24 protein-coding genes and 3 pseudogenes are annotated in these 21,217 nt (G+C 71.7%); 14 read left to right on the top strand and 13 right to left on the bottom strand.

Features of this window, described 5'->3' with window-relative positions:
- Positions 1 to 45: 45 nt before the first annotated feature.
- Positions 46 to 600, top strand: coding sequence for a TetR/AcrR family transcriptional regulator (locus GTY58_RS38760; RefSeq protein WP_010988866.1), 555 nt, complete (start codon positions 46 to 48; stop codon positions 598 to 600).
- A 347-nt stretch (positions 601 to 947) separates the two neighbouring features.
- Here GTY58_RS38760 and GTY58_RS41145 read toward each other — a convergent pair whose 3' ends face one another.
- From GTY58_RS41145 to GTY58_RS38745, 3 genes are all read right to left on the bottom strand, one after another.
- Entirely contained in the window at positions 948 to 1,145 is a 198-nt protein-coding gene (locus GTY58_RS41145) for a ferredoxin (protein WP_037650952.1), read from the bottom strand.
- Between the two features lie 100 nt (positions 1,146 to 1,245).
- The gene (locus tag GTY58_RS38750) at positions 1,246 to 2,454 is read right to left on the bottom strand and encodes a cytochrome P450 (protein ID WP_037650886.1); all 1,209 of its coding nucleotides are present in this window, start codon (positions 2,452 to 2,454) and stop codon (positions 1,246 to 1,248) included.
- 60 nt (positions 2,455 to 2,514) lie between these two features.
- Positions 2,515 to 3,264, bottom strand: a complete 750-nt coding sequence (locus GTY58_RS38745; protein ID WP_148663783.1) for a hypothetical protein — start codon at positions 3,262 to 3,264, stop codon at positions 2,515 to 2,517.
- On the opposite strand from GTY58_RS38745, the gene GTY58_RS38740 reads away from it, so the two are divergent.
- The 3 genes from GTY58_RS38740 (at position 3,234) to GTY58_RS38730 (ending at position 5,193) form a co-directional block, all read left to right on the top strand.
- Entirely contained in the window at positions 3,234 to 3,743 is a 510-nt protein-coding gene (locus tag GTY58_RS38740; protein WP_010988862.1) for a GDSL-type esterase/lipase family protein, read from the top strand. The genes GTY58_RS38745 and GTY58_RS38740 overlap by 31 nt on opposite strands.
- Positions 3,744 to 3,952: 209 nt before the next feature.
- Positions 3,953 to 4,585: a LysE family transporter gene (locus GTY58_RS38735; RefSeq protein WP_010988861.1), complete on the top strand. Its 633-nt coding sequence runs from the start codon at positions 3,953 to 3,955 to the stop codon at positions 4,583 to 4,585.
- 164 nt (positions 4,586 to 4,749) lie between these two features.
- Positions 4,750 to 5,193 (top strand): nitroreductase family deazaflavin-dependent oxidoreductase, encoded by a 444-nt coding sequence (locus GTY58_RS38730; RefSeq protein WP_010988860.1) that lies wholly within the window; start codon positions 4,750 to 4,752, stop codon positions 5,191 to 5,193.
- 164 nt (positions 5,194 to 5,357) lie between these two features.
- Here GTY58_RS38730 and GTY58_RS38725 read toward each other — a convergent pair whose 3' ends face one another.
- Positions 5,358 to 6,302, bottom strand: coding sequence for a cation diffusion facilitator family transporter (locus tag GTY58_RS38725; protein WP_242432124.1), 945 nt, complete (start codon positions 6,300 to 6,302; stop codon positions 5,358 to 5,360).
- Between the two features lie 234 nt (positions 6,303 to 6,536).
- On the opposite strand from GTY58_RS38725, the gene GTY58_RS38720 reads away from it, so the two are divergent.
- Both GTY58_RS38720 and GTY58_RS38715 read left to right on the top strand, forming a co-directional pair.
- Positions 6,537 to 7,553 carry a glutathione S-transferase C-terminal domain-containing protein gene (locus GTY58_RS38720; RefSeq protein WP_010988858.1) on the top strand — a complete coding sequence of 339 codons (1,017 nt, stop codon included), beginning with the start codon at positions 6,537 to 6,539 and terminating at the stop codon, positions 7,551 to 7,553.
- Between the two features lie 36 nt (positions 7,554 to 7,589).
- The gene (locus GTY58_RS38715; RefSeq protein ID WP_010988857.1) at positions 7,590 to 7,898 is read left to right on the top strand and encodes a DUF4235 domain-containing protein; all 309 of its coding nucleotides are present in this window, start codon (positions 7,590 to 7,592) and stop codon (positions 7,896 to 7,898) included.
- 27 nt (positions 7,899 to 7,925) lie between these two features.
- Here the strand turns inward: GTY58_RS38715 and GTY58_RS38710 are convergent, their stop codons facing one another.
- The 3 genes from GTY58_RS38710 to GTY58_RS38700 all read right to left on the bottom strand — a co-directional run bounded on the left by GTY58_RS38710 (position 7,926) and on the right by GTY58_RS38700 (position 10,496).
- Complete coding sequence (locus tag GTY58_RS38710) at positions 7,926 to 8,318, bottom strand: VOC family protein (RefSeq protein WP_010988856.1); 393 nt, start codon at positions 8,316 to 8,318, stop codon at positions 7,926 to 7,928.
- An 82-nt stretch (positions 8,319 to 8,400) separates the two neighbouring features.
- Positions 8,401 to 8,865 (bottom strand): pyridoxamine 5'-phosphate oxidase family protein, encoded by a 465-nt coding sequence (locus GTY58_RS38705; protein WP_010988855.1) that lies wholly within the window; start codon positions 8,863 to 8,865, stop codon positions 8,401 to 8,403.
- A 131-nt stretch (positions 8,866 to 8,996) separates the two neighbouring features.
- A complete protein-coding gene (locus GTY58_RS38700; RefSeq protein ID WP_048894238.1) occupies positions 8,997 to 10,496 on the bottom strand; it encodes a hypothetical protein in 1,500 nt (499 codons plus the stop codon).
- Positions 10,497 to 10,743: 247 nt separating this feature from the next.
- On the opposite strand from GTY58_RS38700, the gene GTY58_RS38695 reads away from it, so the two are divergent.
- Both GTY58_RS38695 and GTY58_RS38690 read left to right on the top strand, forming a co-directional pair.
- The gene (locus GTY58_RS38695; RefSeq protein ID WP_010988853.1) at positions 10,744 to 11,106 is read left to right on the top strand and encodes a DUF1304 domain-containing protein; all 363 of its coding nucleotides are present in this window, start codon (positions 10,744 to 10,746) and stop codon (positions 11,104 to 11,106) included.
- A 14-nt stretch (positions 11,107 to 11,120) separates the two neighbouring features.
- On the top strand, positions 11,121 to 11,675 hold the full coding sequence (locus GTY58_RS38690) for a TetR/AcrR family transcriptional regulator (RefSeq protein WP_171033208.1): 555 nt from the start codon (positions 11,121 to 11,123) through the stop codon (positions 11,673 to 11,675).
- 15 nt (positions 11,676 to 11,690) lie between these two features.
- Here the strand turns inward: GTY58_RS38690 and GTY58_RS38685 are convergent, their stop codons facing one another.
- The gene (locus tag GTY58_RS38685) at positions 11,691 to 12,548 is read right to left on the bottom strand and encodes a hypothetical protein (RefSeq protein WP_037650891.1); all 858 of its coding nucleotides are present in this window, start codon (positions 12,546 to 12,548) and stop codon (positions 11,691 to 11,693) included.
- A 145-nt stretch (positions 12,549 to 12,693) separates the two neighbouring features.
- Between GTY58_RS38685 and GTY58_RS38680 the strand changes: the two genes are divergently transcribed.
- Positions 12,694 to 13,398 carry an alpha/beta hydrolase gene (locus tag GTY58_RS38680; RefSeq protein ID WP_010988850.1) on the top strand — a complete coding sequence of 235 codons (705 nt, stop codon included), beginning with the start codon at positions 12,694 to 12,696 and terminating at the stop codon, positions 13,396 to 13,398.
- A gap of 147 nt (positions 13,399 to 13,545) precedes the next feature.
- On the opposite strand, the gene GTY58_RS38675 is transcribed toward GTY58_RS38680, so the two are convergent.
- A complete protein-coding gene (locus GTY58_RS38675; protein ID WP_010988849.1) occupies positions 13,546 to 14,493 on the bottom strand; it encodes a helix-turn-helix domain-containing protein in 948 nt (315 codons plus the stop codon).
- 71 nt (positions 14,494 to 14,564) lie between these two features.
- Here GTY58_RS38675 and GTY58_RS38670 point away from each other — a divergent pair, with 71 nt between their 5' ends.
- Positions 14,565 to 15,512 (top strand): NADP-dependent oxidoreductase, encoded by a 948-nt coding sequence (locus tag GTY58_RS38670; RefSeq protein WP_010988848.1) that lies wholly within the window; start codon positions 14,565 to 14,567, stop codon positions 15,510 to 15,512.
- 29 nt (positions 15,513 to 15,541) lie between these two features.
- On the opposite strand, the pseudogene GTY58_RS41140 reads toward GTY58_RS38670, so the two are convergent.
- Positions 15,542 to 15,850, bottom strand: a pseudogene (locus GTY58_RS41140) (zinc-binding dehydrogenase); the annotation flags it as partial.
- On the opposite strand from GTY58_RS41140, the pseudogene GTY58_RS41135 reads away from it, so the two are divergent.
- Positions 15,848 to 15,943: pseudogene (locus GTY58_RS41135) on the top strand (MarR family transcriptional regulator); the annotation flags it as partial. The pseudogenes GTY58_RS41140 and GTY58_RS41135 overlap by 3 nt on opposite strands.
- Before the next feature lie 234 nt (positions 15,944 to 16,177).
- Positions 16,178 to 16,558: an anti-sigma factor antagonist gene (locus GTY58_RS38660; RefSeq protein WP_078234601.1), complete on the top strand. Its 381-nt coding sequence runs from the start codon at positions 16,178 to 16,180 to the stop codon at positions 16,556 to 16,558.
- A gap of 146 nt (positions 16,559 to 16,704) precedes the next feature.
- On the opposite strand, the gene GTY58_RS38655 is transcribed toward GTY58_RS38660, so the two are convergent.
- Positions 16,705 to 17,658 (bottom strand): ribose-phosphate pyrophosphokinase, encoded by a 954-nt coding sequence (locus GTY58_RS38655; RefSeq protein ID WP_010988846.1) that lies wholly within the window; start codon positions 17,656 to 17,658, stop codon positions 16,705 to 16,707.
- A 153-nt stretch (positions 17,659 to 17,811) separates the two neighbouring features.
- Here GTY58_RS38655 and GTY58_RS38650 point away from each other — a divergent pair.
- Both GTY58_RS38650 and GTY58_RS38645 read left to right on the top strand, forming a co-directional pair.
- Positions 17,812 to 18,048, top strand: a pseudogene (locus GTY58_RS38650) (GTP-binding protein); the annotation flags it as partial.
- Between the two features lie 296 nt (positions 18,049 to 18,344).
- Positions 18,345 to 19,028 carry a DUF4230 domain-containing protein gene (locus tag GTY58_RS38645; RefSeq protein ID WP_010988844.1) on the top strand — a complete coding sequence of 228 codons (684 nt, stop codon included), beginning with the start codon at positions 18,345 to 18,347 and terminating at the stop codon, positions 19,026 to 19,028.
- Between the two features lie 18 nt (positions 19,029 to 19,046).
- On the opposite strand, the gene GTY58_RS38640 is transcribed toward GTY58_RS38645, so the two are convergent.
- Together GTY58_RS38640 and GTY58_RS38635 are read right to left on the bottom strand one after the other, a co-directional pair.
- Positions 19,047 to 20,804: a complex I subunit 5 family protein gene (locus tag GTY58_RS38640; protein ID WP_010988843.1), complete on the bottom strand. Its 1,758-nt coding sequence runs from the start codon at positions 20,802 to 20,804 to the stop codon at positions 19,047 to 19,049.
- Positions 20,804 to 21,151: a sodium:proton antiporter gene (locus GTY58_RS38635; RefSeq protein ID WP_037650897.1), complete on the bottom strand. Its 348-nt coding sequence runs from the start codon at positions 21,149 to 21,151 to the stop codon at positions 20,804 to 20,806. Before GTY58_RS38635 ends, GTY58_RS38640 begins: the two co-directional genes overlap by 1 nt.
- Between the last annotated feature and the right edge of the window lie 66 nt (positions 21,152 to 21,217).

Below are 21,217 nucleotides of genomic sequence, written 5' to 3'. Positions count from 1 at the left end.
TCTCTACGTCAAGAGCACCTGGGAACGCCAAGGAGTGGCCCGTTCATGGAGATCGCAGTCGCCCGCGAGCAGGCGCTGGACGCCGCCGAGAAGCTGTTCTACGGCCGGGGCATCCAGTCCGTCGGCATGGATGACATCCGCGGCGCGTCCGGCGTCTCGCTCAAGCGGCTCTACCAGCTTTTCCCCGCCAAGGAACAGCTGGTCGAGGCGTATCTGGAGCGACGCGACATCCACTGGCGGGAGCGGCTCGCGGCGCACGTCGACCACCACCGGGACGCCGGGGAGCGGATCCTCGCGGTGTTCGACTGGCTGCGACAGTGGTTCGCCGAGAGCGACTTCCGCGGGTGCGCCTGGATCAACTCGTACGGCGAACTGGGCGCCGTCTCACCCCGCGTGGCCGCCCAGGTCCGCGCCCACAAGCAGGCCTTCCGGGGCTATCTGGCCGGCCTGGTCTCCGACGCCGGCCTGCCCGCGTCCCTGGCCGACCAGCTGTACCTGCTGGCCGAGGGCGCCATGGTCACCGCCGGCATCAACGGCACGACGGACCCCGCCGATCAGGCGAAGCAGGCCGCGCGGGTCCTCCTGGAGGCCTGCCGCTAACCGGCCCTTCCGAGCCGTCGGCAGCGGGGCCGCCGCAGCGTCGGCCCCCGACACCGCGGCCCTGCCGCCGGGCGCGGCGACGGAGCTGAAGGGTGCGCGGGCCGTGGCGGAGCAGACCGTACCGCTGCTCCGCCGACGGTCGCGCGTCGCGGGGACGGCGCTCGTGAACGGGCCGTGGGAGTCCTCATGGCGCCGGGCGGACGACCGCGCGTCGCGCTCACCCCGCCGGTCGAGGAGGACCCGATCACGTCGTACGAGGTGATCGTCGCCGGCCCCGTACACCCGCGCCGGCTCCACCTGGCCGTCCAGGGCGGGCGAGCGGCCCGGGCCCGCGGCCCCCTCAGGCGTCAGCTTGCCGACCGCGGGACCGTGATGGCCCCCACCGGGCAGGACCGTGCGGCCTCGCGCACCATCGGGTCGCCTGCCCCGTCCTCCCGGCCGGGCAGCAGTTCGCTGAATCCGTCGTCGTCCTGGGTGAAGACACCGGGCGCGGTCAGGGCGCACTGCCCGGCACCGATGCAGAGGTCCCGGTCGATCACGATCACGTTGTCGTCGCTGTTGCTGCCGTTGCTGTTGACGTTGCCGTTGCTGTGGGAGTTGTTGCCGTTGCTGTTGTTGCTGTCGTTGTGCATGGACCGCAGCCTCTTACCAGGTCACGGGGAGTTCCAGCATCCCCTGGATCGTGTCGCCCGGTTTGAAGGGGATCTCGTCGGCCGGCGCCGCCAGCCGCAGGCCGGGCAGCCGCTCGAAGAGCGTGCCCAGGGCGATCTCCATCTCGGCCCTGGCCAGGTTCTGCCCGAGGCACTGGTGGATGCCGAAACCGAAGGCGACATGGTGGCGGGCCGAGCGATGCCAGTCCAGGGCGTCGGGCTCGGCGAAGCCGGCCGCGTCGCGGTTGATGACGGAGGTCGCGAAGACGACGCCCTCATCGGCCCTGATGGTCGTACCGGCCACTTCGATGTCCTCGGTGGCCACCCGCAGCAGCCCGTCGGCGATGGACAGGAAACGCAGCAGCTCCTCCACGGCGGCGGGCATGAGGCCCGGCTCGGCCCGCAGCTCGGCCAGCTGTTCGGGATGCCGGAGCAGGGTGAACGTACCGAGCGAGATCATGTTCGCCGTCGTCTCGTGTCCGGCGATCAGCAGGAGCGTCGCCAGGGAGACCAGCTCGGCGCGATCCACCGTGCCCCGGTTCAGCTGCTCCTGGATGAGATCGTCCAGGAGCCCGTCCCCGGGTTCCTTCCGCTTCCGGTCGATCAACGCGTACAGGTAGTCGTCCAGTTGGGCACGGGCGTCCTGGACCTCGGCGATCCCGGGGCCCCGCAGCAGCCTGCGGGACTGGGACTCGAAGAAGTCGTGGTCGGCGTACGGGACGCCGAGCAGGGCGCAGATCACCATCGAGGGCAGCGGCAGCGCGAACGCGCTCACCAGCTCGGCCGGCGGGCCCTGTGCCTCCATGGCGTCGAGCAGCCCGTCGACGGTCTCCTGGATGCGCGGGCGCAGGGCGGCGGCCCGCTTGAGGGTAAAGCTCGGGACCAGCATGCGGCGCTGGGTGCGGTGCTCGGGGTCGTCCACACCGAGCAGCGCCACCCGGCGGGTGCGTACGGCCTCGAACCGCTCGGTGGTCGCGGGGAACCTGGGCAGCGTGCGGTCGGAGGAAAGCCGCTGGTCGGAGAGGAGTGCACGGGCGGCGGCGTGCCCGGTGACCACCCACACGCTGCGTCCGTCGTAGAGGGAGACCCGCGACAGCGGACGCCCCTCGCGCAGCGGGTCGTAGGCTGTGGGCGGGTCGTAGGGACACGTGCGGTCCTGGGGGAAGGCGACGGGCGCTGACACGGACGTACCGGGCTCTGTCATGAAAGACCTCGCAGGCGAAGACTTGCTCTTGCCGATCTCCATTAGATGCCCAAGGCACCTTTAGTGCCACTCGAACTTCGGCCAGGTCCACGGGATGCCGGAACTGGCCGAACCCCGTCGCACCGATGCGGGCAGGCACCCGTCGTCCACCGCCGTGAAGCCTGAAGCCCCCGCGGTACGAACGCGACGGCCGGGAAGAAGGGTGACCATGACCGGCATACAACAGACCGTCGCCGTATGGGCTCCGAGCATGGTGCCCTTCGGCCGGTCCTTCCGCGACCAGACCGTGCGTATGGTGGTTCGTCCGAGCGCCGGGGGAACCCGTGCGCGCCTGCGGCTGTCGAACCTCCACGGCCCGGCCGAGCTGACCGTGGGCGCCGTCAGTGTGGCCCCCGAGGGTCGGCCGCCGCGGCCGGTCTCCTTCGACGGTGCCACGAAGGCGGTGATCGGCCGCGGCCGGGAACTGCTCACGGACGTGCTGCCGGTCGATGTCGAGCGCGGGCAAAATCTGCTGGTCAGCGTGTATCTGCCGGGCTCGACCGGGCCCTCGACCCACCACCGGGACGCCTTCGAGACGACATACGTCTCCGCGCCGCGCTCCGGCGATCTCACCGCCGAGGACGGCCTCGACGGGTTCACCGCCACGGAGACCTCCTGGTACTTCCTGGCCGGGCTGACCGTCACCACGGACGAGGTGGACGGCACCCTGGTCGCCTTCGGGGACTCGATCACGGACGGCGCGAACACGACCACCGGCGCCAACCGCCGCTGGCCGGATCTTGTGGACGCGCCCCGGCTGGCCGTCGTCAACGCCGGCACCGGCGGCAACCGGGCTGCTGTCGGACTGGACCGACTCCGCGGGCGTGCGCCGCTTCGCACACGACGCGCTCGGCCATCCCGGGATCCGCGCGGTGATCGTGCTGACGGGCATCAACGACATCCTCGGCGGCGAGAACGACGCCGGACGCCCGCTCACCGCACGCGACCTCGTCGACGGCTACCGTTCCCTGATCCGCGAGGCGCACGAGTCGGGCGTACGCGTCATCGGCGGGACCCTGCTGCCCTCCCGCACGCTCACGGACGCCCAGAACGCCCTCCGCGAGGAGGCCAACGAGTGGATCCGCACCGGCCGGCACTTCGACGGTGTGGCCGACTTCGAGCGGGTGATGGCGGACCCGGACGATCCCCGCGCCCTCGCCCCCGGCTACGACAGCGGCGACGGACTGCACCCCAATGACGCGGGCATGGCGGCCCTGGCCGGCGCCGTCGATCCGACGACGCTGACCTGACACGTCCGCGCCCACCCGACAGGACGACGGCGGCCCACCCGACGGGACACCGAAGATCCCCGTAATTCGCTTGCGCGGACAGCCCCGCGGCCCCAGCATCTGCGCATGTCCACCATCGAAGCCTTGCTGCCGCCGACCCCCACCGCCGCTCGTCCGGTGCGGGTCCAGCAGCAGCCCGGCCGACCGCGGAGGCCTACGCTTCCGCGGTCGTGACCGCCGCGCTCGTCGCGGGGCTTCTCGCGGGCTACGGCATCGCCGTGCCCGTCGGAGCGGTCGCGACCTATCTCGTCTCCCTCACCGCCCGTACGTCCCTGCGGACCGGGGTGTGCGCCGCGCTCGGCGTCGCCACCGCGGACGGGCTCTACGCCCTGGTGGCCGCGCTCGGCGGCTCGGCGCTCGCCGCCGCGCTCCAGCCGGTGCTGGTACCACTGCGCTGGGCGTCGGGGCTGGTGCTGATCGCGCTGGCGGTCCGCGGCGCGACGGCCGCGGTTCGCCACTACCGCTCGCCGCGGCACGCCGCCGCGGCCCGGCGGACCCCGCCGAGCCCGGCCCGGGCGTACCTCGGGCTGCTGGGGATCACGCTGCTGAACCCCACCACCGTGATCTACTTCGCCGCACTCGTGCTCGGCAGCCGGGCCGCTCAGGCGGTACTGCCGCTGGAGCAGGGCGTCTTCGTCCTCGCCGCCTTCGTCGCCTCGGCCAGCTGGCAGGTGTTGCTGGCCGGGGGTGGTGCGCTGCTCGGGCGGGCACTGACCGGGCGGCGCGGTCGGCTGGTGACGGCGCTCCTGTCCAGCGCGGTGATCCTGGGGCTGGCGGTGCGCATGCTGATGTCGCCGGCGTGACCGGAAAACCAGTGACCGTCCGCGCCGGGCAGGTGCGCCGCGACTCGCCGTTGCGGATGAATCCGCTGCCCGCTGGTGTTGAATCCTGGGTGCGCGGTCTTGGGAGTTGGCTCGTGAGGCCGCGCGACGAGACAGCAGTCGTACGCGACGATGGGACGGAAGTCATGCCTCTTGAGGGCGAGTACGAACCCAGCCCGACGCAGTGGGTACGTGACCAGGTGGAGTTGTACGAGAGCTCCGGCGGCACCAAGGGAACGACGCTCATGGACACGGGGCTGCCCGTGATCATCCTCACGACCCTGGGTGCCAAGAGCGGCAAGATCCGCAAGACGCCGTTGATGCGCGTCGAGCACGACGGGAAGTACGCGGCGGTGGCCTCGCTGGGTGGCGCGCCCAAGCACCCGGTCTGGTACTACAACGTCTTGGGGACTCCCGCGGTGGAACTCCAGGACGGGGCCGTGCGCAAGGAGTTCACGGCCCGTGAGGTCACCGGCGAGGAGAAGGCGCAGTGGTGGGAGCGGGCGGTCGCCGCCTATCCCCCGTATGCCGAGTACCAGGAGAAGACCGACCGCGAGATCCCCGTCTTCGTGCTGGAGCCGGCCGGCTGACACCGGGCACGGCGGCGGCCCGTACCGCACTCCCCCGTTCCGGTATGGGCCGCCTCTCCTCGCCGTACCGACGGGAGGACGACCTCACATCTTCCGGCTTCCAGCTGTTCGCGACCGCCTCCGAATCCGCGGGCATGAACCCCTGGCCGCCGGGCACCCGTCCTTCAGGCCCCGCCGCGCTCCCCCGTCGCGGCGGGGCTTTCTGTTTCCCCCGCCCGGTCCGCCGCCAGCGCTCGCGCGTCCGTCACGTCAAGGAAGATCTGGTCGGCCTCCGGGATCAGATGGGCGACCGAGCGTTTGATGCGCACCGCGACGTCCTCGACCTCCTCGCTGTCCAGGCCCGGGACCAGGTCGACGCGGGCGGCGACCAGGGTGGAGTGGAGGCCCAGTTGCATGGTGAGGAGCGACTCCACGCTGTCGATCTCGGGCTGTGCCTCCAGCAGGGCCCGGATCCGCCCGCTCAGCTCGGGGTCGGCGGCCTGCCCGATGAGCTGGTCACGGGCGTCGCGGCCGAGCCGGTAGGCGACGTAGACGAGCAGCGCGCCGATCCCCATCGAGGCCGCCGCCTCCCAGACCACCTGCCCGGTGACCATGTGCAGCGCCATGCCGATCATCGCCAGCGTGACGCCGAGGACCGCGGTGCCGTCCTCGGCGACGACCGTCCGCAGCGCGGGGTCCCGCAGCCCTTCCGCCGCGGAACCCCGCTGCCCGCGCACCTGATGCAGCGCCCGCAGCAGGGACGCGCCCTCCGCGAGGAGCGCCACACCGAGCACGATGAGGCCCGCCACATAACCGCTGTGCGATTCCTCGGCTCCGCTCCGCAGCGCCTCGATGCCCTGGAAGAAGGAGAAGCAGCCGCCCATCACGAAGATGCCGACGGCCGCGAGCAACGACCAGAAGAACCGTTCCTTGCCGTAGCCGAACGGGTGCCGCTGGTCGGCCGGCCGGCGGCTGCGGCGCAGGGCGGCCAGCAGAAAGACCTCGTTCAGGCTGTCCGCCACGGAGTGCGCCGCCTCCGAGAGCAGCGCCGGCGAGCCCGCGAGGAGGCCGCCGACGGCCTTGGCCACGGCGATCACCAGGTTGGCGCCCAGCGCCACCAGCACGGTGATCCGGGTCTTGCGGTCCGAGGCGTCCGCGGACGAGTCCGCAGAAGGGTCCTCGGAGGAATCCGCGGAAGAGTCCGCGGGGGTCGAAGAAGCGTGGTTCGAAGAGTCCGAAGAGGATGTCCTGCTCACTTTCGCCGCCTTCCCCCGTCGGCTCGTCTCACACGGTGACCGGCTCGGCGAATCGGGGGGCGCTCAGCGGGGCACTCGTATCCGGGCACAGCGGGAAGGTGAGACGCCATGAGCGAGGGCAACGGCAACAGCGCGTACGGACGGAAGGCGTTCAAGCGGTCCAGGAGCCACTTCACGGACCGGATCACGGCCGACGGCCGGGACGGCCGGCCGGTGGAGGCCGGCCGCTACCGGCTCATCGCCAGCCGCGCCTGCCCCTGGGCGAGCCGGGCACTGGTGTCGCGGCGGCTGCTCGGTCTGGAGGACGCGCTGTCGTTGGGTGTCGTCGATCCGGTCCAGGACGACCGCAGTTGGCGGTTCACCCTCGACCCGGACGGCCGCGACCCCGTGCTCGGCATCCGGTACCTCAGTGAGGCGTACGACGCACGGCAGCCGGAGTATCCGGGCGGCGTCAGTGTGCCGGCGATTGTGGACGTGCCGAGCGGGAAGCTGGTCACGAACGACTACCAGCAGCTCACCCTGGATCTGGCCACCGAGTGGAAGGCCCTGCACCGGCAGGGGGCACCGGACCTGTATCCGGCCGGGCTGCGCGACGAGATCGACGAGGTGATGGCGGACATCTACGAGGACGTCAACAACGGCGTCTACCGGGCCGGCTTCGCCACCGGCCAGAAGGAGTACGAGGCGGCGTGCGCCGGAGTCTTCCACCGCCTGGAGCTGCTCGGACAGCGGCTGGCGGACCGGCGCCATCTCGTCGGGGACTCGATCACCGAGGCGGACATCCGGCTGTTCACCACGCTCGTCCGCTTCGACGCCGTGTATCACGGCCACTTCAAGTGCAACCGCTGGAAGCTCACCGAGCACCCGGTGCTGTGGGCGTACGCACGCGACCTCTACCAGACGCCCGGCTTCGGCGACACCGTCGACTTCGACCACATCAAACGGCACTACTACCAGGTCCACACCGGCATCAATCCGACCGGCATCGTGCCGCTCGGGCCGGACCTCGCGGGCTGGCTCACGCCCCATCACCGGGAGCGGCTGGGCGGCCGGCCGTTCGGCGACGGGACACCGCCCGGGCCGGTGCGCGAGGACGAGGAGATCCCGGCTCAGGGACGACCCTGACGGGCTACGACGGAAGACAGGACACAGGAGACAGGGATGGCCAGGAACAAGCAGAAGAAGATGAAGCTCCCGCTCGTATACAAGCCTCTGGGGTTCGCACTCAGCTGGGCGAGCGGAGCGCTGGCCGGGCTCGCCTTCCAGCAGGCGTGGAAGGCGATTCGCCACGAGGACAACGCCCCCGACGCGCTGGACCAGGACCGCGGCTGGGGCGAGATCCTGTTCGCCGCGGCCGTCCAGGGCGCCATCTTCGCGGTAGTCCGCAGCGCGGTGGACCGCACGGGCGCGAAGGCCGTCGAACGGTCCACGGGGGTGTGGCCGGACGGGAACAAGGGCGGCCGGGACTGACCCGGCCGCAGCCGCCCGGCCCGCCGCTCACCCCTGCTTCGGCGCTGTCGGCCGTGCGCAGCGCAGGGTGAAGGAGTGGCCGGCCGGGTCGGCGTAACCGCGTTCCTCGAACGGGCCCTGCGCGTCCTTCGTGTCCAGCGGGCGGCCGCCGAGGCCGACGACCTTGCGTTCCGCCGCGTCGAGGTCCTCGACGTGGAAGTCCAGATGGGCCTGGAGGGAGTTCTCGGGGCGCGGCCAGCTCGGCGGCGTCGCCATCACATCGCGGCGGAATGCCATCCGCATCCCGTCGGCTCCCCGGATCTCCACCCGGTTCGCGGTCGCGTCCGTCTCCTCGGCGTCGAGCAGTTCCCTGTAGAACGCGGCGAGCTTCTCGGGCTCGGCGCAGTCCAGGACCACGACGCCTGCCACTACGAGTGCCATGCTTCCTCCGTCACGGGTTCCGGGGCGCGGACGGCGGCACCAGCCGCCGTCTCTACGCTCCCGGATACCCCGTCCCACGGATTCAGTCGGTCACGAGCCACTCCCCGTCCCGCATCAGTTCGCGCCCGGACAGCTCGTTGGCCTCGCGCCAGGCCTGCACACGCCGCGGGCTGATCCGGAAGTAGAGGTAGGAGGTGGTGAGCCGGCGCGGATCGAAGCCGGTCTTCTCGGCGAAGGTGTCGCCCACGCCGTCCGGGAGGCCGGCGGGCTCCAGCGGCAGCGCGGTGCCTTCGACGAGCACCAGGTCGCGGGTGGGTCCGATACCCAGGCGCACCCGGCCGGTCTCGCTGAGGTTGCGTCCGGTGGGGCTCGCCGCCGGGGTGGCGACCAGGAATGTCTCACCGTCCCAGAGGTAGGACAGGGGAACCAGATACGGCGCTCCTCCGTCGGCTCCGGCCGTGGACACCCAGGCGTCGACGTCCAGTTCGAGCCGGTTCAGGGTGTCCTGTATGCGCTGCTTCGCGGTGCGGGCGGGTGGGGTCGTCATCCTGGTACAGCCTCCTTGTGAGTGAGCGTCGTTCGGACCGGACCGCCCCGCTGCACGAAGACCGTCCCGCGTCCTACGGAGATGACACGCCCGAGCCTGCAAAGGTGACCGGTTACGATCCCCCGGCCGGCTCACGCCCGGCGCAGCATCCGGTTGGCGCCCGTCGCCGCCGTGGTCGCGAGCAGCCAGCCCAGGCAGATGAGGAGTACCGCCGCCCACTGGAGGCCGCCGCGCGGGCTGAACGCCTGTTCCTGTCCGAAGTCGACGAGCGGCAGCAGCAGGTCGAACGTGTAGATGGCGGCCTGGAAGTGGGGCGGCTTGCCCGGTTCGACGGCCTGTGGCGGCCAGGCCGTGAACAGCAGGGTGCCGCTGAGCATGATCGCGAACAGCCACCACACGGCGCGCATCGGCCGGTAGCCGTATCCGACGGTGAGGTCCTGCAGCCCTCCCCATACGCGCCCCGGCCAGGGCAGGGTGGTCCGCAGCCGCCGTTGCTTGGCGAGCAGTACGGTGCGCGCTTCGGCGTCCCGGCCGTGCAGCCGGTACACGGCCGCCAGTTGCTCGTAGGGCTGCGGGGTGAAGCCCTCGGGGTCACGGGCGAGCAGCGGAAGCCGTTCCGCGGCCGGGAGTTGGGGCAGGAGACTGTCGTAGACGACGCCTTCCATGCGCAGCGCCAGGGGCCACTCGCCCGGCGCGCCGGTCAGGAGGGTCAACCGGGTGTGGCTGAGGTCCACGGTGCCGTGCACGGGGCCGCTGAAGCTCAGGTCGAGGTCGGATGCGGTGGAGCGGCGGCTGACCAGCGCCGGCTGTCCGGCCGGTACGTCGATGGAACCGTTCTTGAAGCAGAGCTGGCTGCGTACGGTGATGCTGCTCATCGACAGTCTGCCGTGCGCGACGAAGCCCTCGCAGCACTTGAACTCGGCCCCCACGTCGATGCCGTGGGCGCGCAGGGCGGGCCCGTGCTCGGCGGTGAGCGAGGCCCCTTCGAAGCGGACGCCGCCGCCCACCCGGGCGTCGCACACGTCGACGGTGCCCTCCGCGACGAGTCCGCCGCGGCAGTCCAGGTCGCCGCCTATGTGCAGCCGGTTGGCGTGCAGCGCCGTGCCCCGTGGGTTGAGGAGTGCGGCGCGCCGGAGGATGACGCTGCCGCCCACCGAGCTGTCCCGCAGGTCGGCACCGCCGGTCAGCCGGCTGTCCTCCAGATGCAGGGTGCCGCCGATCGAGGCCCCGTGCATGTCCAGGGCGCCCTGCACCCGGCAGCCTCTGATCTCGCACTTCCAGCCGATGGTCACGCCCACCGCCGACAGGCCCGGCAGAGTGCAGTCGCGCAGCTCCAGGGCGCCCAGGGACGCGCCGTCCAGACGGGGCGCGTGCTCGAAGCGGCAGTTCCGCAGTCGCAGCGCTGCCGCGACGACGGCCTCCTCCAGGTCGAGGCGTCCGGTGACGAGCACGTCCCGCAGTCGCAGGCGGGCCGGATGGCCGGGCTCGGCCTGGGGCGGGGCGAGCAGCAGCCTGCGCACGGCCGAGGCCCGGACCTCGCCCCCGTCCGCGTACCACTCGCCACGGCGGAAGGCGGCCCACATCCCCCGTTCACTCTCGCTCCAGCCGACCGGCGCGATGCTGCCCGACACGTCAACTCCCCCTTCACCAAGGCAGAACACGGCCACGTGACCAACGGCACGCAGGGGCGCGGGACGACATGGGAAGTCGCACGAGCGCCAAGATCACCGTAAAGGGAGTCACCGCACCGCCGTGACCGTCACCGGGCTTCCGCCACGGCCGTCACCCGCCGCACCCCGGGATTTTCATGGACACCCGTCCAGCTATAGTGGACACCTGTCCATGAAGTGGCCGAACGAACAACGGAGCCTGTCGACGATGGAGATCCTCGCGAACGTGCTGGTCGGGCTGGTCGCCGCCCTGCACGCGTACATCCTGGTCATGGAGATGTTCCTGTGGGAGAAGAAGCCCGGGCGGGGGCTGCACGGATTCGACCCGGAGATGGCGCGGGCCACGGCGCCGCTGGCCGCGAACCAGGGGCTCTACAACGGCTTCCTCGCGGCGGGCCTGGTGTGGGGTCTGATCGCCGGCGACCCGACCGGATTCCGTGTGCAGGTCTTCTTCCTGGTGTGCGTCGTGATCGCCGGCGTGTACGGCGGGCTCACCGCGAACCGCCGCATCCTGTTCGCCCAGGCCCTGCCAGGAGCTCTCGCCCTGGCCGCCGTACTCATCGCGCACTGAGCCCGGTGAGCCCCGTGCCATGGGAGGACCCGCGGGCCGCCCGCACCCGCGCGAAGCTGAGGGAGGCCCTCCTCCACGAGTGCGCCGCGCACCCGCTGGAGGAGGTCAGCGTGGCCGCGCTGGTACGCCGGGCCGGGGTCGGCCGCGCCACGTTCTACGTGCACTACGCCGACCTGGAGGCGCTGGCGGTCGACGCCTGTGCCGATGTCGTACGCGACGCGGTGGACGCGCTGCACGCCTGGCGCGGCCGCCCCGACCCGGTCCGCGCACCCGAGGCACTGCGCGCGTTCCTCGCCGGCCTCGCCCCGCACACCGCCCTGTACCGCGCCCTGCTCAGCCCGGGCGGTGGCGGCCCGCTCGGCCGCGTACTGCACCGTGATCTGCGCGCCCGCAGCCTCAGCGAACGCACCCTCGCGGGCGCGGCCGACGCCCCGCTCGTGGCCTCCGCCGTGGCGGCGACCTTCGCGGGGGTGCTGGCCGACTGGCTGCACGGCCTCCTCGACGCGACGGCGGACGACATCGCCGATCAGGCCTGGCAGTTGCTGGTCGCGTTGCACCGCAGCCGCTGACCTGGGCGTCGTCAATCACTTGCAGCCCACACTCTCCTTCGTGGCCGGCCAGAGCTCCACCCCGTCGGACGTGCGTACGTAGGCCTTCGACCTGTCGCCGGTGAACCACAGTTCCCGGTCGTTCAGGCGGTATCCCGTGTCGTGGGCGTCGGCGGGCATACGGACATGACCGTCGTACGCGGAGGTGAGCAGCTGACGGCCCAGCACCCCGTGCGGATCACGCACGTAGTGCCTCACGCCCTCACCCCGGCCGGTGTACAGGAAGACGGCGGACTGCCAGCCGCAGTGCTCCGGGCCGTCATTGCTGCTCACCACCGTCGTTGCCACGCGACGGCCGTCCCGGTCGGTCCAGATCTCGTAGGGCTTGGAGTCCGTGAAGCTCGCCGGAAGTTCGGCCGGGTCGCAGGACGCGCTCGACTCCGGACCCCAACCGGGCCGCCCCTTCTGGTCCTTGGCGACGACGACGGCGACCTTGGTACGGCCGTGGACGTCGAAGGAGTACAGGACCCGGTCCCGTTCCTCGCGCTCGACGCGATAGCCGTAGTGCGGATCCTCGGCCTGCTCCAGGTCGAAGTACGCCTGGAGCCCCTCCTCGGGCGTCGCCCCGCCGTCGTCCCGGCTCCACGAGCCGTCCGACGCCCCCGTGTAGATCTCGCCGTCGCACTCCAGGGCTCGCCCGGCCGCCCCCGCCACGAGCCGCACCGCCCGGGCGCTGTCCTCGTCGAGGTTCTTGGACGGGACCTTCAGCGGCCCGCTGTACGGCGTCGCCGGCGGCGTTCCGGTGACCACGAGATCGGCCCCGCTCCCGTCGTCGCACCCTGCCGACGCCGTCATGGCGACCAGCACCGCCACCGCCGCGATCCCCTTGCGCATTCCCGCTCCTGTCCGCCGAACGCCGTACCCGTCCCTCCTCCGACGCACTTGGGGCGGGGAACGTTCGGGCGGCCCGGCGGCCAAGGGGGCGCACCCGCCGAGGTGTTGGGGCGGCGATGTCAGACCCCCGCGTTACGTTGCCGCCATGACTCAATTCGTTTTGGTGGCAGGCGCGTGGCTCGGATCGTGGGCGTGGGACGAGGTGGTGCCTCACCTGCGTGCGGCCGGGCACGGCGCCCATCCGCTGACGCTGTCCGGCCTCGCCGACAAGCAGGGTGTGCCGGCCGGGCAGCAGACGCATGTGCGGGACATCGTCGACGAGGTCGAGCGCCTCGATCTGCGTGAGGTGGTGCTCGTCGGACACAGCTATGCGGGCATCCCGGTGGGGCAGGCCGCCGAGCGGATCGGCGACCGGCTGACGCGCGTCGTGTTCGTCGACTCGAACGTGCCGGCCGTCGACGAGTCGTTCGTCTCCACCTGGTGGGAGGGGCCGGCGAAGTTCGAGGCCGTACTCGCCGCGAACGGCGACGTCTGGCCGCCCCTGACTGCGCCCGACTTCGAAGGCCAGGGCCTCACCGAGGAGCAGATCGCACGGTTCGTCGGCCGCGCCACCCCGCACCCGGGCGCCACCCTGTCCGAGCCGGCGGTGCTGACACGTCCGCTCGGCGAACTTCCGGCGACGTACATCAAGTGCCTGCTCGACGGTCCCGAGCCGACCGACGACGTGGCCGAGCTGCTCAAGAGCGAGCACTGGCGGCTGGTCGAGCTGGACACCGGCCACTGGCCGATGCTCTCCCGGCCGACGGAGCTGGCCCGGATCCTGCTCGACGCGGACGGCTCCGCCGGCTGAGCCCTGCCCTGCCATGGACGGGCCCGGCGACCGAGCTGGACCGCCGCCTCCCGGCGCGCTCTAGTGCCGCGGCAGGCAACGTTTGCCCGTCAAGCTTGGGGGCGCGTGCCGGGCGTCGCGACGGGGCGAACGTTGCCTGTTGCGGCACTAGCGGGCCGTCTGGAACGTACGGCGGTACGCCTGTGGTGAGACTCCGATCGCCGCGTGCAGGTGCTGCCGCAGTGAGGCCCCGGTCGCGAAGCCGACCTCGCCGGCGATCTGGTCCACCGGCAGGTCACTGGACTCCAGCAGCTGGCGGGCGCGGGCGACGCGCTGCTGGATGAGCCAGCGGCCGGGGCTCATGCCCACCTCGTCGCCGAAGCGCCGGGCGAAGGTGCGCAGGCTCATCCGGGCGTGCCCGGCGAGATCGGCCAGCGCGAGCGGCTCGCCCAGCCGTTCGAGCGCCCACTGGCGGGTGGCGGCCGTGCCGGTGGTGGTGGGCCCGGGAACCGGGTGCTCGATGTACTGCGCCTGACCTCCGTCCCGCCACGGCGGCACCACGCAGCGCCGCGCGACCGAGTTGGCCAGCGCGCTGCCGTGGTCCTTGCGCACGATGTGCAGACAGGCGTCGACCCCGGAGGCGGCGCCTGCCGAGGTGAGGATCGGGTCGTCGTCGACGAACAGTACGTCCGGGTCCAGTGCCACGTGCGGGAACATGCGCCGGAAGTGGTCCGCCAACTGCCAGTGGGTCGTGGCCCGCCGCCCTTCGAGAAGACCGGCCGCCGCCAGCACGAACGCCCCCGTGCAGATGGAGACGATGCGGGTTCCGGGCCGGATCTGCGCGAGCGCGGCGGTGACCTCGGCCGGGAGTTCCGCGGTGACCGAGGCCGGTGTGACGGGCGGGATCACCACGGTGTCCGCCGTACGCAGCACCTCGGGGCCGCGCTCGACCATGACCGAGAAGTCCGCGTTGCTGCGCACCGGCTTCCCGTCGACCGTGCAGGTCACCACCTCGTACCGGCCGTCGGCCGCGCCGAAGATCCGGCTGGGGATGCCCAGCTCGAAGGGGTAGACGCCGTCGAGCGCCAGGACGACCACGCGTTCCACATGCCGCATGGCACGATCCTATCGAATATTGGCAATCATGCCATTCTCCTGACGGGCGAACCCCGGCAGGCTGGACCACCATGAGCACTGTGAACACCATGCGAGCCATCAGTCAGGACGTCCTCGGCGGTCCCGAGGTCCTCAAGGAAGTAGAGACGGAACGCCCCGCGCCGCGGCCCAACGAGGTGCTGGTCCGGGTGCGTGCCGCCGGGGTCAACCCGACCGACTGGAAGCACCGCGCCACCGGCGGCTTCCTCGGCGAGCCGCCCTTCGTCCTCGGCTGGGACGTCTCCGGCGTCGTCGAGGCGACCGGGATCGGCGTCGCCCGCTTCAAGCCGGGTGACGAGGTCTTCGGCATGCTGTCCTACCCGTTCGGCCACGGCTCGCACGCCGAGTACGTCACCGCCCCGGCCCGCGCCTTCGCGCACAAGCCGTCCGGGGTCGACCACATCCAGGCGGGCGCGCTGCCGCTGGTTTCCCTGACCGCGTGGCAGGCCCTGGTCGAGACGGCGGACGTGCGGCCGGGCCAGCGGGTGCTGATCCACGCGGCGGCCGGCGGGGTCGGCCACGTGGCCGTGCAGATCGCCAAGGCCCGCGGCGCGTATGTGATCGGTACGGCGAGCGCCGGTAAGCACGACTTCCTGCGCGGGCTCGGCGTGGACGAGACGATCGACTACCGGGAGACCGACTTCGCCGAGGCCGTGCGGGACGTCGACATCGTCCTGGACACGATCGGCGGCGACCACTCCCTGCGCTCACTGCGCGTACTGCGCCCGGGCGGGATCGTGGTGTCGATCCTGCCGGTCGGGTCGGACGACTTCTACGAGGAGGCCGAGCGGCTCGGCGTACGGGCGCTCAGGATGCTCGTGGACGCCTCGCACACCGGCATGAAGGCGATCGCGGAGCTCGTCGAGGCGGGCAAGCTACGCGCGACCATCGCCGAGACCTTCCCCCTGGCCGACGCCGCCAAGGCGCACGCGCTCGGCGACACCGGCCGCACCACGGGGAAGCTCGTGCTGACCATGTGAACGTCAGCACCGGCTTGATCGCCCCGCCCTTCGGTACCGAAGGGCGGGGCGCCGACGACGACCGGGGTGCCGCGCGCGGCGAGCGCGTCGGGCACCCTTGCGCGGCACGGCGACGCCGCCGGTGGTCTCCACGACCCCGCGGGCGCCCGTGCCGTCGGTCGTCTCCACGACCCGCCGGCGCCCTTGCCGTCGGTGAGGGCGAGCACCGCCTCGGCGGCGTCGGCGTCGCCCGCGTTCACGGTGTGCGTGGCGCCCAGTCCTCGTGCCGAGGGGAGCCGTTCGGCGACCTCGTCGACGACGATGACAGTCGTCGCGGGTGTCAGGACGGCGGCCGGCAGGAGTTGGAGGAGCGGATGATCCGGGACTTCAGCGCACACCAGGCCGATCAGTTCCGCCGGGCGTTGACCCGGGCCTGGCACGCACTGTCGTAGGCGCCCGGCACGCGTTGCCATGGACGCCCGGCGCGCACGGTCGTAGTCTCAATTCGAAGACATATGTCAATCGAACATGCTCAAATTCACTCCATCGAGGGTAACTTGCAGTGCGGGGAGCGGTGTTGAGCATCCCCGGGCCCCGGTGTCGCGTCCTAGCACTCAAGGACGTCGTCACCCCGGACCGGTGACCTGAAGCCCCGCCATGTGGAGCCGGTTGGAGGCGATGCCGTCATGCCGCAGGACCCCGCACCGCGCACCCGGCATCTGCACGTCCACCGGGTACGCGGCCATACGGTCCTCGAGTTCCGCGGCGAGATCGACATCGCCGCGGCCCTGGAGATCATCCCCGTGCTCGACTCCGTGACGGGACGCCCGGCAGCGCGCGTGGTGATCGACCTCGGCCCCGTCGAGTTCTTCGACTGCTCGGGGCTGCGCCTGCTGTACCGGGCCAGGAGCCGGGTCCTCGGACGGGGCGGACAGCTGCGGCTCGTCTGCACGCACGCGCTGACGCTGCGCATCCTGCGCCTGACCGGCCTGCGGACGCTGCTACCCCCCGCCGCGTCGCTGGACGAGGCCCTGCGGCAGGCCGAGGCCACGTCCGGATCCTGGTGACCTGCCGGGCGCCCAGCGCCCGCCGTCCCGCCGCCCCACAGCCCTGCCACCCTGCCGCCCTGCCCCCCCCTGCCGCCCTCACGGAGGGCGAGCCCAAGCCCTCGAACTCAGCTCCGCACGCGCCGAGTTCGAGGACCGCACGCCACCTATTCGCCCTGGGGCGCGTCGAACAGGGCGCTCACCGACTCGCCGTTGTGAATGCGCCGCACGGCCTCGGCCAGGGCGGGCGCGATGGAGAGGACCCGCAGCTTCCCGGTGCGCTCCAAGGCGGCGACCGGCACGGTGTTCGTGCACACGATCTCCAGCACGTCGGGCTGCTCGCTGAGCCGCTTGAGCGCGCCGGCCGCGAACAGGCCGTGCGTACAGGCCACTCGGATCGACCTCGGCCCCAACTCCCGCAACCGGTCAAGGAGTTCGAGCACCGTACTGCCCTTGGCGATCTCGTCGTCCAGCACGATGACATCCCGGTCCACGACGTCGCCGATGACGGCGCTGATACTGACCCGGTCGTCCGCGAACCGCTGTTTCGCCCCCGCGGCCACCTGCGCCCCGATCATCCGCGCGAAGGCGGCCGCCTCCTTGGCGTTGCCGAGGTCGGGCGAGACGACCGTCGTCCGGGAGAGGTCGTGGCCGCGGAAGTGGGCGGCCAGTTCCCGCAGGGCGTGAAGGTGGTCGACGGGCACCGAGAAGAAGCCGTGGACCTGCGGGGAGTGCAGCGTCATCGCCAGGACACGGCTCGCCCCGGCGGCCACCAGCAGATCGGCGACCAGCCGTCCGCCGATCGAGATGCGCGGCGCGTCCTTCTTGTCCGAACGGGCGTACGAGTAGTGCGGCATGACGACGGTGATCCGCCCCGCTGAGGCCCCGCGCGCCGCGTCGCACATCAGCAGCAGCTCGACGAGATGCTCCTGCACGGGGGCGACCAGCGGCTGCACCAGGAACACGTCCCGCTCGCGGCAGTTGGCCTGAAGCTGCACCTCGAGACAGTCGTTGGCGAACCGGCTCACCCGGGACGGACTGAGGGGCACACCGAGATGCGCACAGACCTCCGCCACCAGCTCGGGATGGGCACTACCGCTGAACACGGCGATGTCACGCACGGTCCGCTCCTCGCATGATCGAATCCGGGCTGCGCGCCACATGCTACTGACCGGACCCCCGGGAAATTCATTTGCGGTCGGCCGTGGCGGGTGCCGCGTCACGACCTCGCCACACGCCCGACCTCAGGGGACCGGAATGCGCCGATTCCTCGGAACCCCGGCGCGATCGACCGCCTCGGCAGCATCGACGCCGGCGACACCCGTACGGACGACGGGGAGATCGAGCGGCGGCGCGGCATCACCATCCGTTCGGCCGTCGCCGCCTTCACCGCCGGAGCCGTACAGATCAACCCCATCGACACCCCGAAGCACCCCGACTTCATCGCCGAGGCCGAGCGCGCCCTGGAGGTGCTGGACGGGGCGGTACTGCCGCTCTCCGCCGTGGAGGGCTTCCCTCGACGCGCCGGCCCCGGTGACAGCGCAACTGGCCGCGTACGACGCGGAGTTCCGGGAGACGACGGGCGGGCGCACGGCCTGGCTGATCACCGGTGAACTCCCGGCCCGGCGCGTGCGCGACGTCGAGCTGCGGCTGCCGGGGCTGACGCACGGGGAGGGGGTGTGGTGGTCCAGGCCTTCGGGCGACCGCGCACTGCGCTGATCGAGTAGCCCGCGTCATCAATTGGCCAACCGTGCGTTCTGTCGGGGGATGTGGCGGGCACTCGGGTAGAGAAGGGAGGACTGTCGACATGACGACGTCCATCAAGCAGACGCCCGGCTCGACGTCCAGTGAGCGCAAACGGATGCCCGGCTGGTTGAAGGCGGTCACCGCCCTCGTCCTGGTACTCGTGGTGCTGTTCGCCGGGCTGCGGCTCAGCGTGCTTCCGGGGCTGCGCGACCTGTTCGGGGAAGACACCCACGACCGGTCCGGGCCCACACTCCTCAAGTCCATCCAGGACATGAGCCGTTACGACGCGGCCTCGGGCAACTTCCAGGTGGTCGTGGACCTGGAGAAGGACGCCAAGCTCCTGCCGGACGCGATCCGCGGCACCCGCACGCTGTATGTGGGCGCGGGCACCGTGGACGCGTATGTGAACCTCGGCGGGCTCGGCAAGGACGACGTGAAGGTCAACGGCGACCGCACGTCCGCGACGATCAGGCTGCCGCACGCGGTGCTGGGCAAGCCCGCGCTCGACGCCGACCGCTCCTATGCCGTCTCCAAGCAGCGCGGTCTGCTGGACCGGCTCGGCGACCTCTTCTCCGACAACCCCAACAGCGAACGCGCCGTGCAGAAGCTCGCGGTCAAGCACATCGGGGAGGCCGCCAAGGACAGCGAACTCGCCGAACGCGCCGAGGAGAACACCACCAGCATGCTGGACGGGCTGCTGCGTTCGCTCGGCTTCAAGGAGGTGCACGTGACCTACGGTGCCTGAGCGGCCGCGTCAGCCGGCTCAGCCGCCGAGCACGCCGGGCAGGGCCAGCGCACCCAGCAGCGTCGCCCCCGCCAGCAGCCACGCCACGTAGTCCCCGATGTACCCGGACTGAAGGTGCCGCAGCGGTTCGGTCCAGCGCTGCTCACCGAGCAGCTTCGGGCGGGTCACGGCGAGGGCGGCCAGGCCGACTGCCACGGCCGTCGAGGTCAGTCCCAGGACGACGCCGGCCAGGGTCCAGTGGGGTGAGGTGACCGCCCCACCGGATCCGGCCTCGTTCACGGCGCGTGCCACCACACCGGCGAAGCCGGGCACCGCGCCCACGGCGAGCGCCGCGGCCAGCAGCACCGCGGGGACGGTGGTCATGGTGTCCGGGATCCGGCGCAGCCGGTGCCGGGTCTCGGGTTCCTCGCCGGTGCCGGTGGTCTCGTACGAGGACTCCTTCCGCGGCTTCGGCCCGAGCCCGTAGAACACGCGCGCCACGACCCGCAGCACCGCGCCCGCGGTGACCGCCGAGACGGCGACGAACAGGACGGTGAGCGGTCCGCCCACCGCCTCCTCCGTGATCGCCTTGCCCAGTGCGGTGCCGAAGGGCGGCAGTCCGGCGAGGCCCAGGGCGCCGATCAGGAACAGCACGGCCACCCCGCGCAGCTCCCGGGCACGCCCGTGCAGGGCGTGTTCGTCGACGCTGCCGTACCGGTCGAGCAGGATTCCGGTGCAGGCGAACAGGGCCGCCTTCACCCCGGCGTGTCCGAGGACGTACAGCGCGACGCCGTCGTCCGCCTCCGGCGTCAGCGTGCCGATGCCGATCAGGAACAGCCCCATGTGGGCGACCGTCGAGTACGCGAGCAGCCGTTTCACATGCCGCTGGTACCAGCACAGGACCGCGCCGACCACGCTGGTCAGTACGCCGAGCACCAGCAGGGCGCGTTCCAGGTCGGCCGCGGGGATGCCGCCGGGGCCGGCGAAGACGGTCCCGTAGACGCGCCAGACTCCGTACGCGCCGAGTTCGACCATCACGCCGGACAGCAGCATGCACACCGGTGTCGGCGCGACCGCGTGCGCGTCGGGCAGCCAGAAGTGGAAGGGCACGGCGGCCGCCTTGACCAGCAGCGCGGTGAGGACGAGAACGAAGGCGGCGAGGGTGAGGGCGTCGGGCCCGCCGTGCGCGTCGAGCTTGCGGCCGATCTGTGTCAGTCCGAGTTCGCCGGTGCGCGCGTACAGCAACGCGATGCCCATCAGCATGGCGTACGCGCCCAGCGAGTTGACGACGCCGAAGGTCAGCGCGCCCTGCACCGCCTTCGCCTCCTCGACCCGGTGCCCGGTCAGCGCGTAGGCGACGACGCTCATCAGCTCGAAGAACACGAACGCGTCGAACAGGTCCCCCGCGATCGCGAAGCCGCACATGCCGCCCTGGAAGAGCAGCATCAGCGCCGGGAAGGAACCCGCGTGGTGGGGCGGTTCCTCGAAGTAGCGCCAGGAATACGCGAGTGCCGACACGGTCAGCAGGGAGGCGAGCGCCGCCATGCCGAGGCCCGCGCCGTTGCCCACCAGGACGATCCCGACGCTCTCGCCGTCCCTGGGCAGCCATCCCCCGACCCATTCCACCAGCGGCGGCGAGGAGTTCAGCAGCAGGACGACGGCCAGGGCCGCCGTACCGGCCGAGACCGCGCAGCCGACCGACTCGGCGGCCACGCGCGGCAGCCGGCGGCCGGCCATGACGAGGAGGGCGGCCCCGAGCAGCGGCAGGGCGACGAGCAGCGGCAGCAGGTGGTTCATCAGCCGCGCAGCTCCCGCAGTTCGTCCGGGTCGACCGTGCCGTGGCGTTTGGAGACCTGGAGGACGAGGGCGAGCAGCAGGGCGGTGACGGTGGCGCCGACGACAACGTCGGTGAGGGCGAGGGCCTGCACGACGGGGTCCACGACGGGCCGCGAGCCGGGCTTGATGTCGGAGTAGACGGGGGCGGTGGCGCCGTCGCGGTAGCCGACGGTCAGCAGCAGGACGTAGGTGGCGGACTGGCAGACGGCGAGGCAGCCCACGGCGTGGATCAGATTGCGGCTGGTCGCGAGCCCGTAGCAGCCGGTCAGGAAGATCCACACGGCGACGAGATACGGCAGTACGGACATCACGTGCCGCTCCCCTTCCTCTCCTGTCTGCCCTGTCTGTCCTGTCGGTCCCGCCTGCCCTGCCTT

It is taken from the genome of Streptomyces sp. SID5469, assembly GCF_009862865.1.
GTDB lineage: Bacteria > Actinomycetota > Actinomycetes > Streptomycetales > Streptomycetaceae > Streptomyces > Streptomyces avermitilis.
This window is presented reverse-complemented; position numbering and strand designations above follow the sequence as displayed.

What these genes read in the sequence shown, in the direction of transcription:
- GTY58_RS38760 (WP_010988866.1), top strand. Translation starts at nt 46, where the DNA reads ATGGAGATCGCAGTCGCCCGCGAGCAGGCGCTGGACGCCGCCGAGAAG.
- GTY58_RS38750 (WP_037650886.1), bottom strand. Translation starts at nt 2,454, where the DNA reads ATGACAGAGCCCGGTACGTCCGTGTCAGCGCCCGTCGCCTTCCCCCAG.
- GTY58_RS38730 (WP_010988860.1), top strand. Translation starts at nt 4,750, where the DNA reads ATGCCTCTTGAGGGCGAGTACGAACCCAGCCCGACGCAGTGGGTACGT.
- GTY58_RS38720 (WP_010988858.1), top strand. Translation starts at nt 6,537, where the DNA reads ATGAGCGAGGGCAACGGCAACAGCGCGTACGGACGGAAGGCGTTCAAG.
- GTY58_RS38715 (WP_010988857.1), top strand. Translation starts at nt 7,590, where the DNA reads ATGGCCAGGAACAAGCAGAAGAAGATGAAGCTCCCGCTCGTATACAAG.
- GTY58_RS38710 (WP_010988856.1), bottom strand. Translation starts at nt 8,318, where the DNA reads ATGGCACTCGTAGTGGCAGGCGTCGTGGTCCTGGACTGCGCCGAGCCC.
- GTY58_RS38705 (WP_010988855.1), bottom strand. Translation starts at nt 8,865, where the DNA reads ATGACGACCCCACCCGCCCGCACCGCGAAGCAGCGCATACAGGACACC.
- GTY58_RS38695 (WP_010988853.1), top strand. Translation starts at nt 10,744, where the DNA reads ATGGAGATCCTCGCGAACGTGCTGGTCGGGCTGGTCGCCGCCCTGCAC.
- GTY58_RS38685 (WP_037650891.1), bottom strand. Translation starts at nt 12,548, where the DNA reads ATGCGCAAGGGGATCGCGGCGGTGGCGGTGCTGGTCGCCATGACGGCG.
- GTY58_RS38680 (WP_010988850.1), top strand. Translation starts at nt 12,694, where the DNA reads ATGACTCAATTCGTTTTGGTGGCAGGCGCGTGGCTCGGATCGTGGGCG.
- GTY58_RS38675 (WP_010988849.1), bottom strand. Translation starts at nt 14,493, where the DNA reads ATGCGGCATGTGGAACGCGTGGTCGTCCTGGCGCTCGACGGCGTCTAC.
- GTY58_RS38670 (WP_010988848.1), top strand. Translation starts at nt 14,565, where the DNA reads ATGAGCACTGTGAACACCATGCGAGCCATCAGTCAGGACGTCCTCGGC.
- GTY58_RS38660 (WP_078234601.1), top strand. Translation starts at nt 16,178, where the DNA reads ATGCCGCAGGACCCCGCACCGCGCACCCGGCATCTGCACGTCCACCGG.
- GTY58_RS38645 (WP_010988844.1), top strand. Translation starts at nt 18,345, where the DNA reads ATGACGACGTCCATCAAGCAGACGCCCGGCTCGACGTCCAGTGAGCGC.
- GTY58_RS38640 (WP_010988843.1), bottom strand. Translation starts at nt 20,804, where the DNA reads ATGAACCACCTGCTGCCGCTGCTCGTCGCCCTGCCGCTGCTCGGGGCC.
- GTY58_RS38635 (WP_037650897.1), bottom strand. Translation starts at nt 21,151, where the DNA reads ATGTCCGTACTGCCGTATCTCGTCGCCGTGTGGATCTTCCTGACCGGC.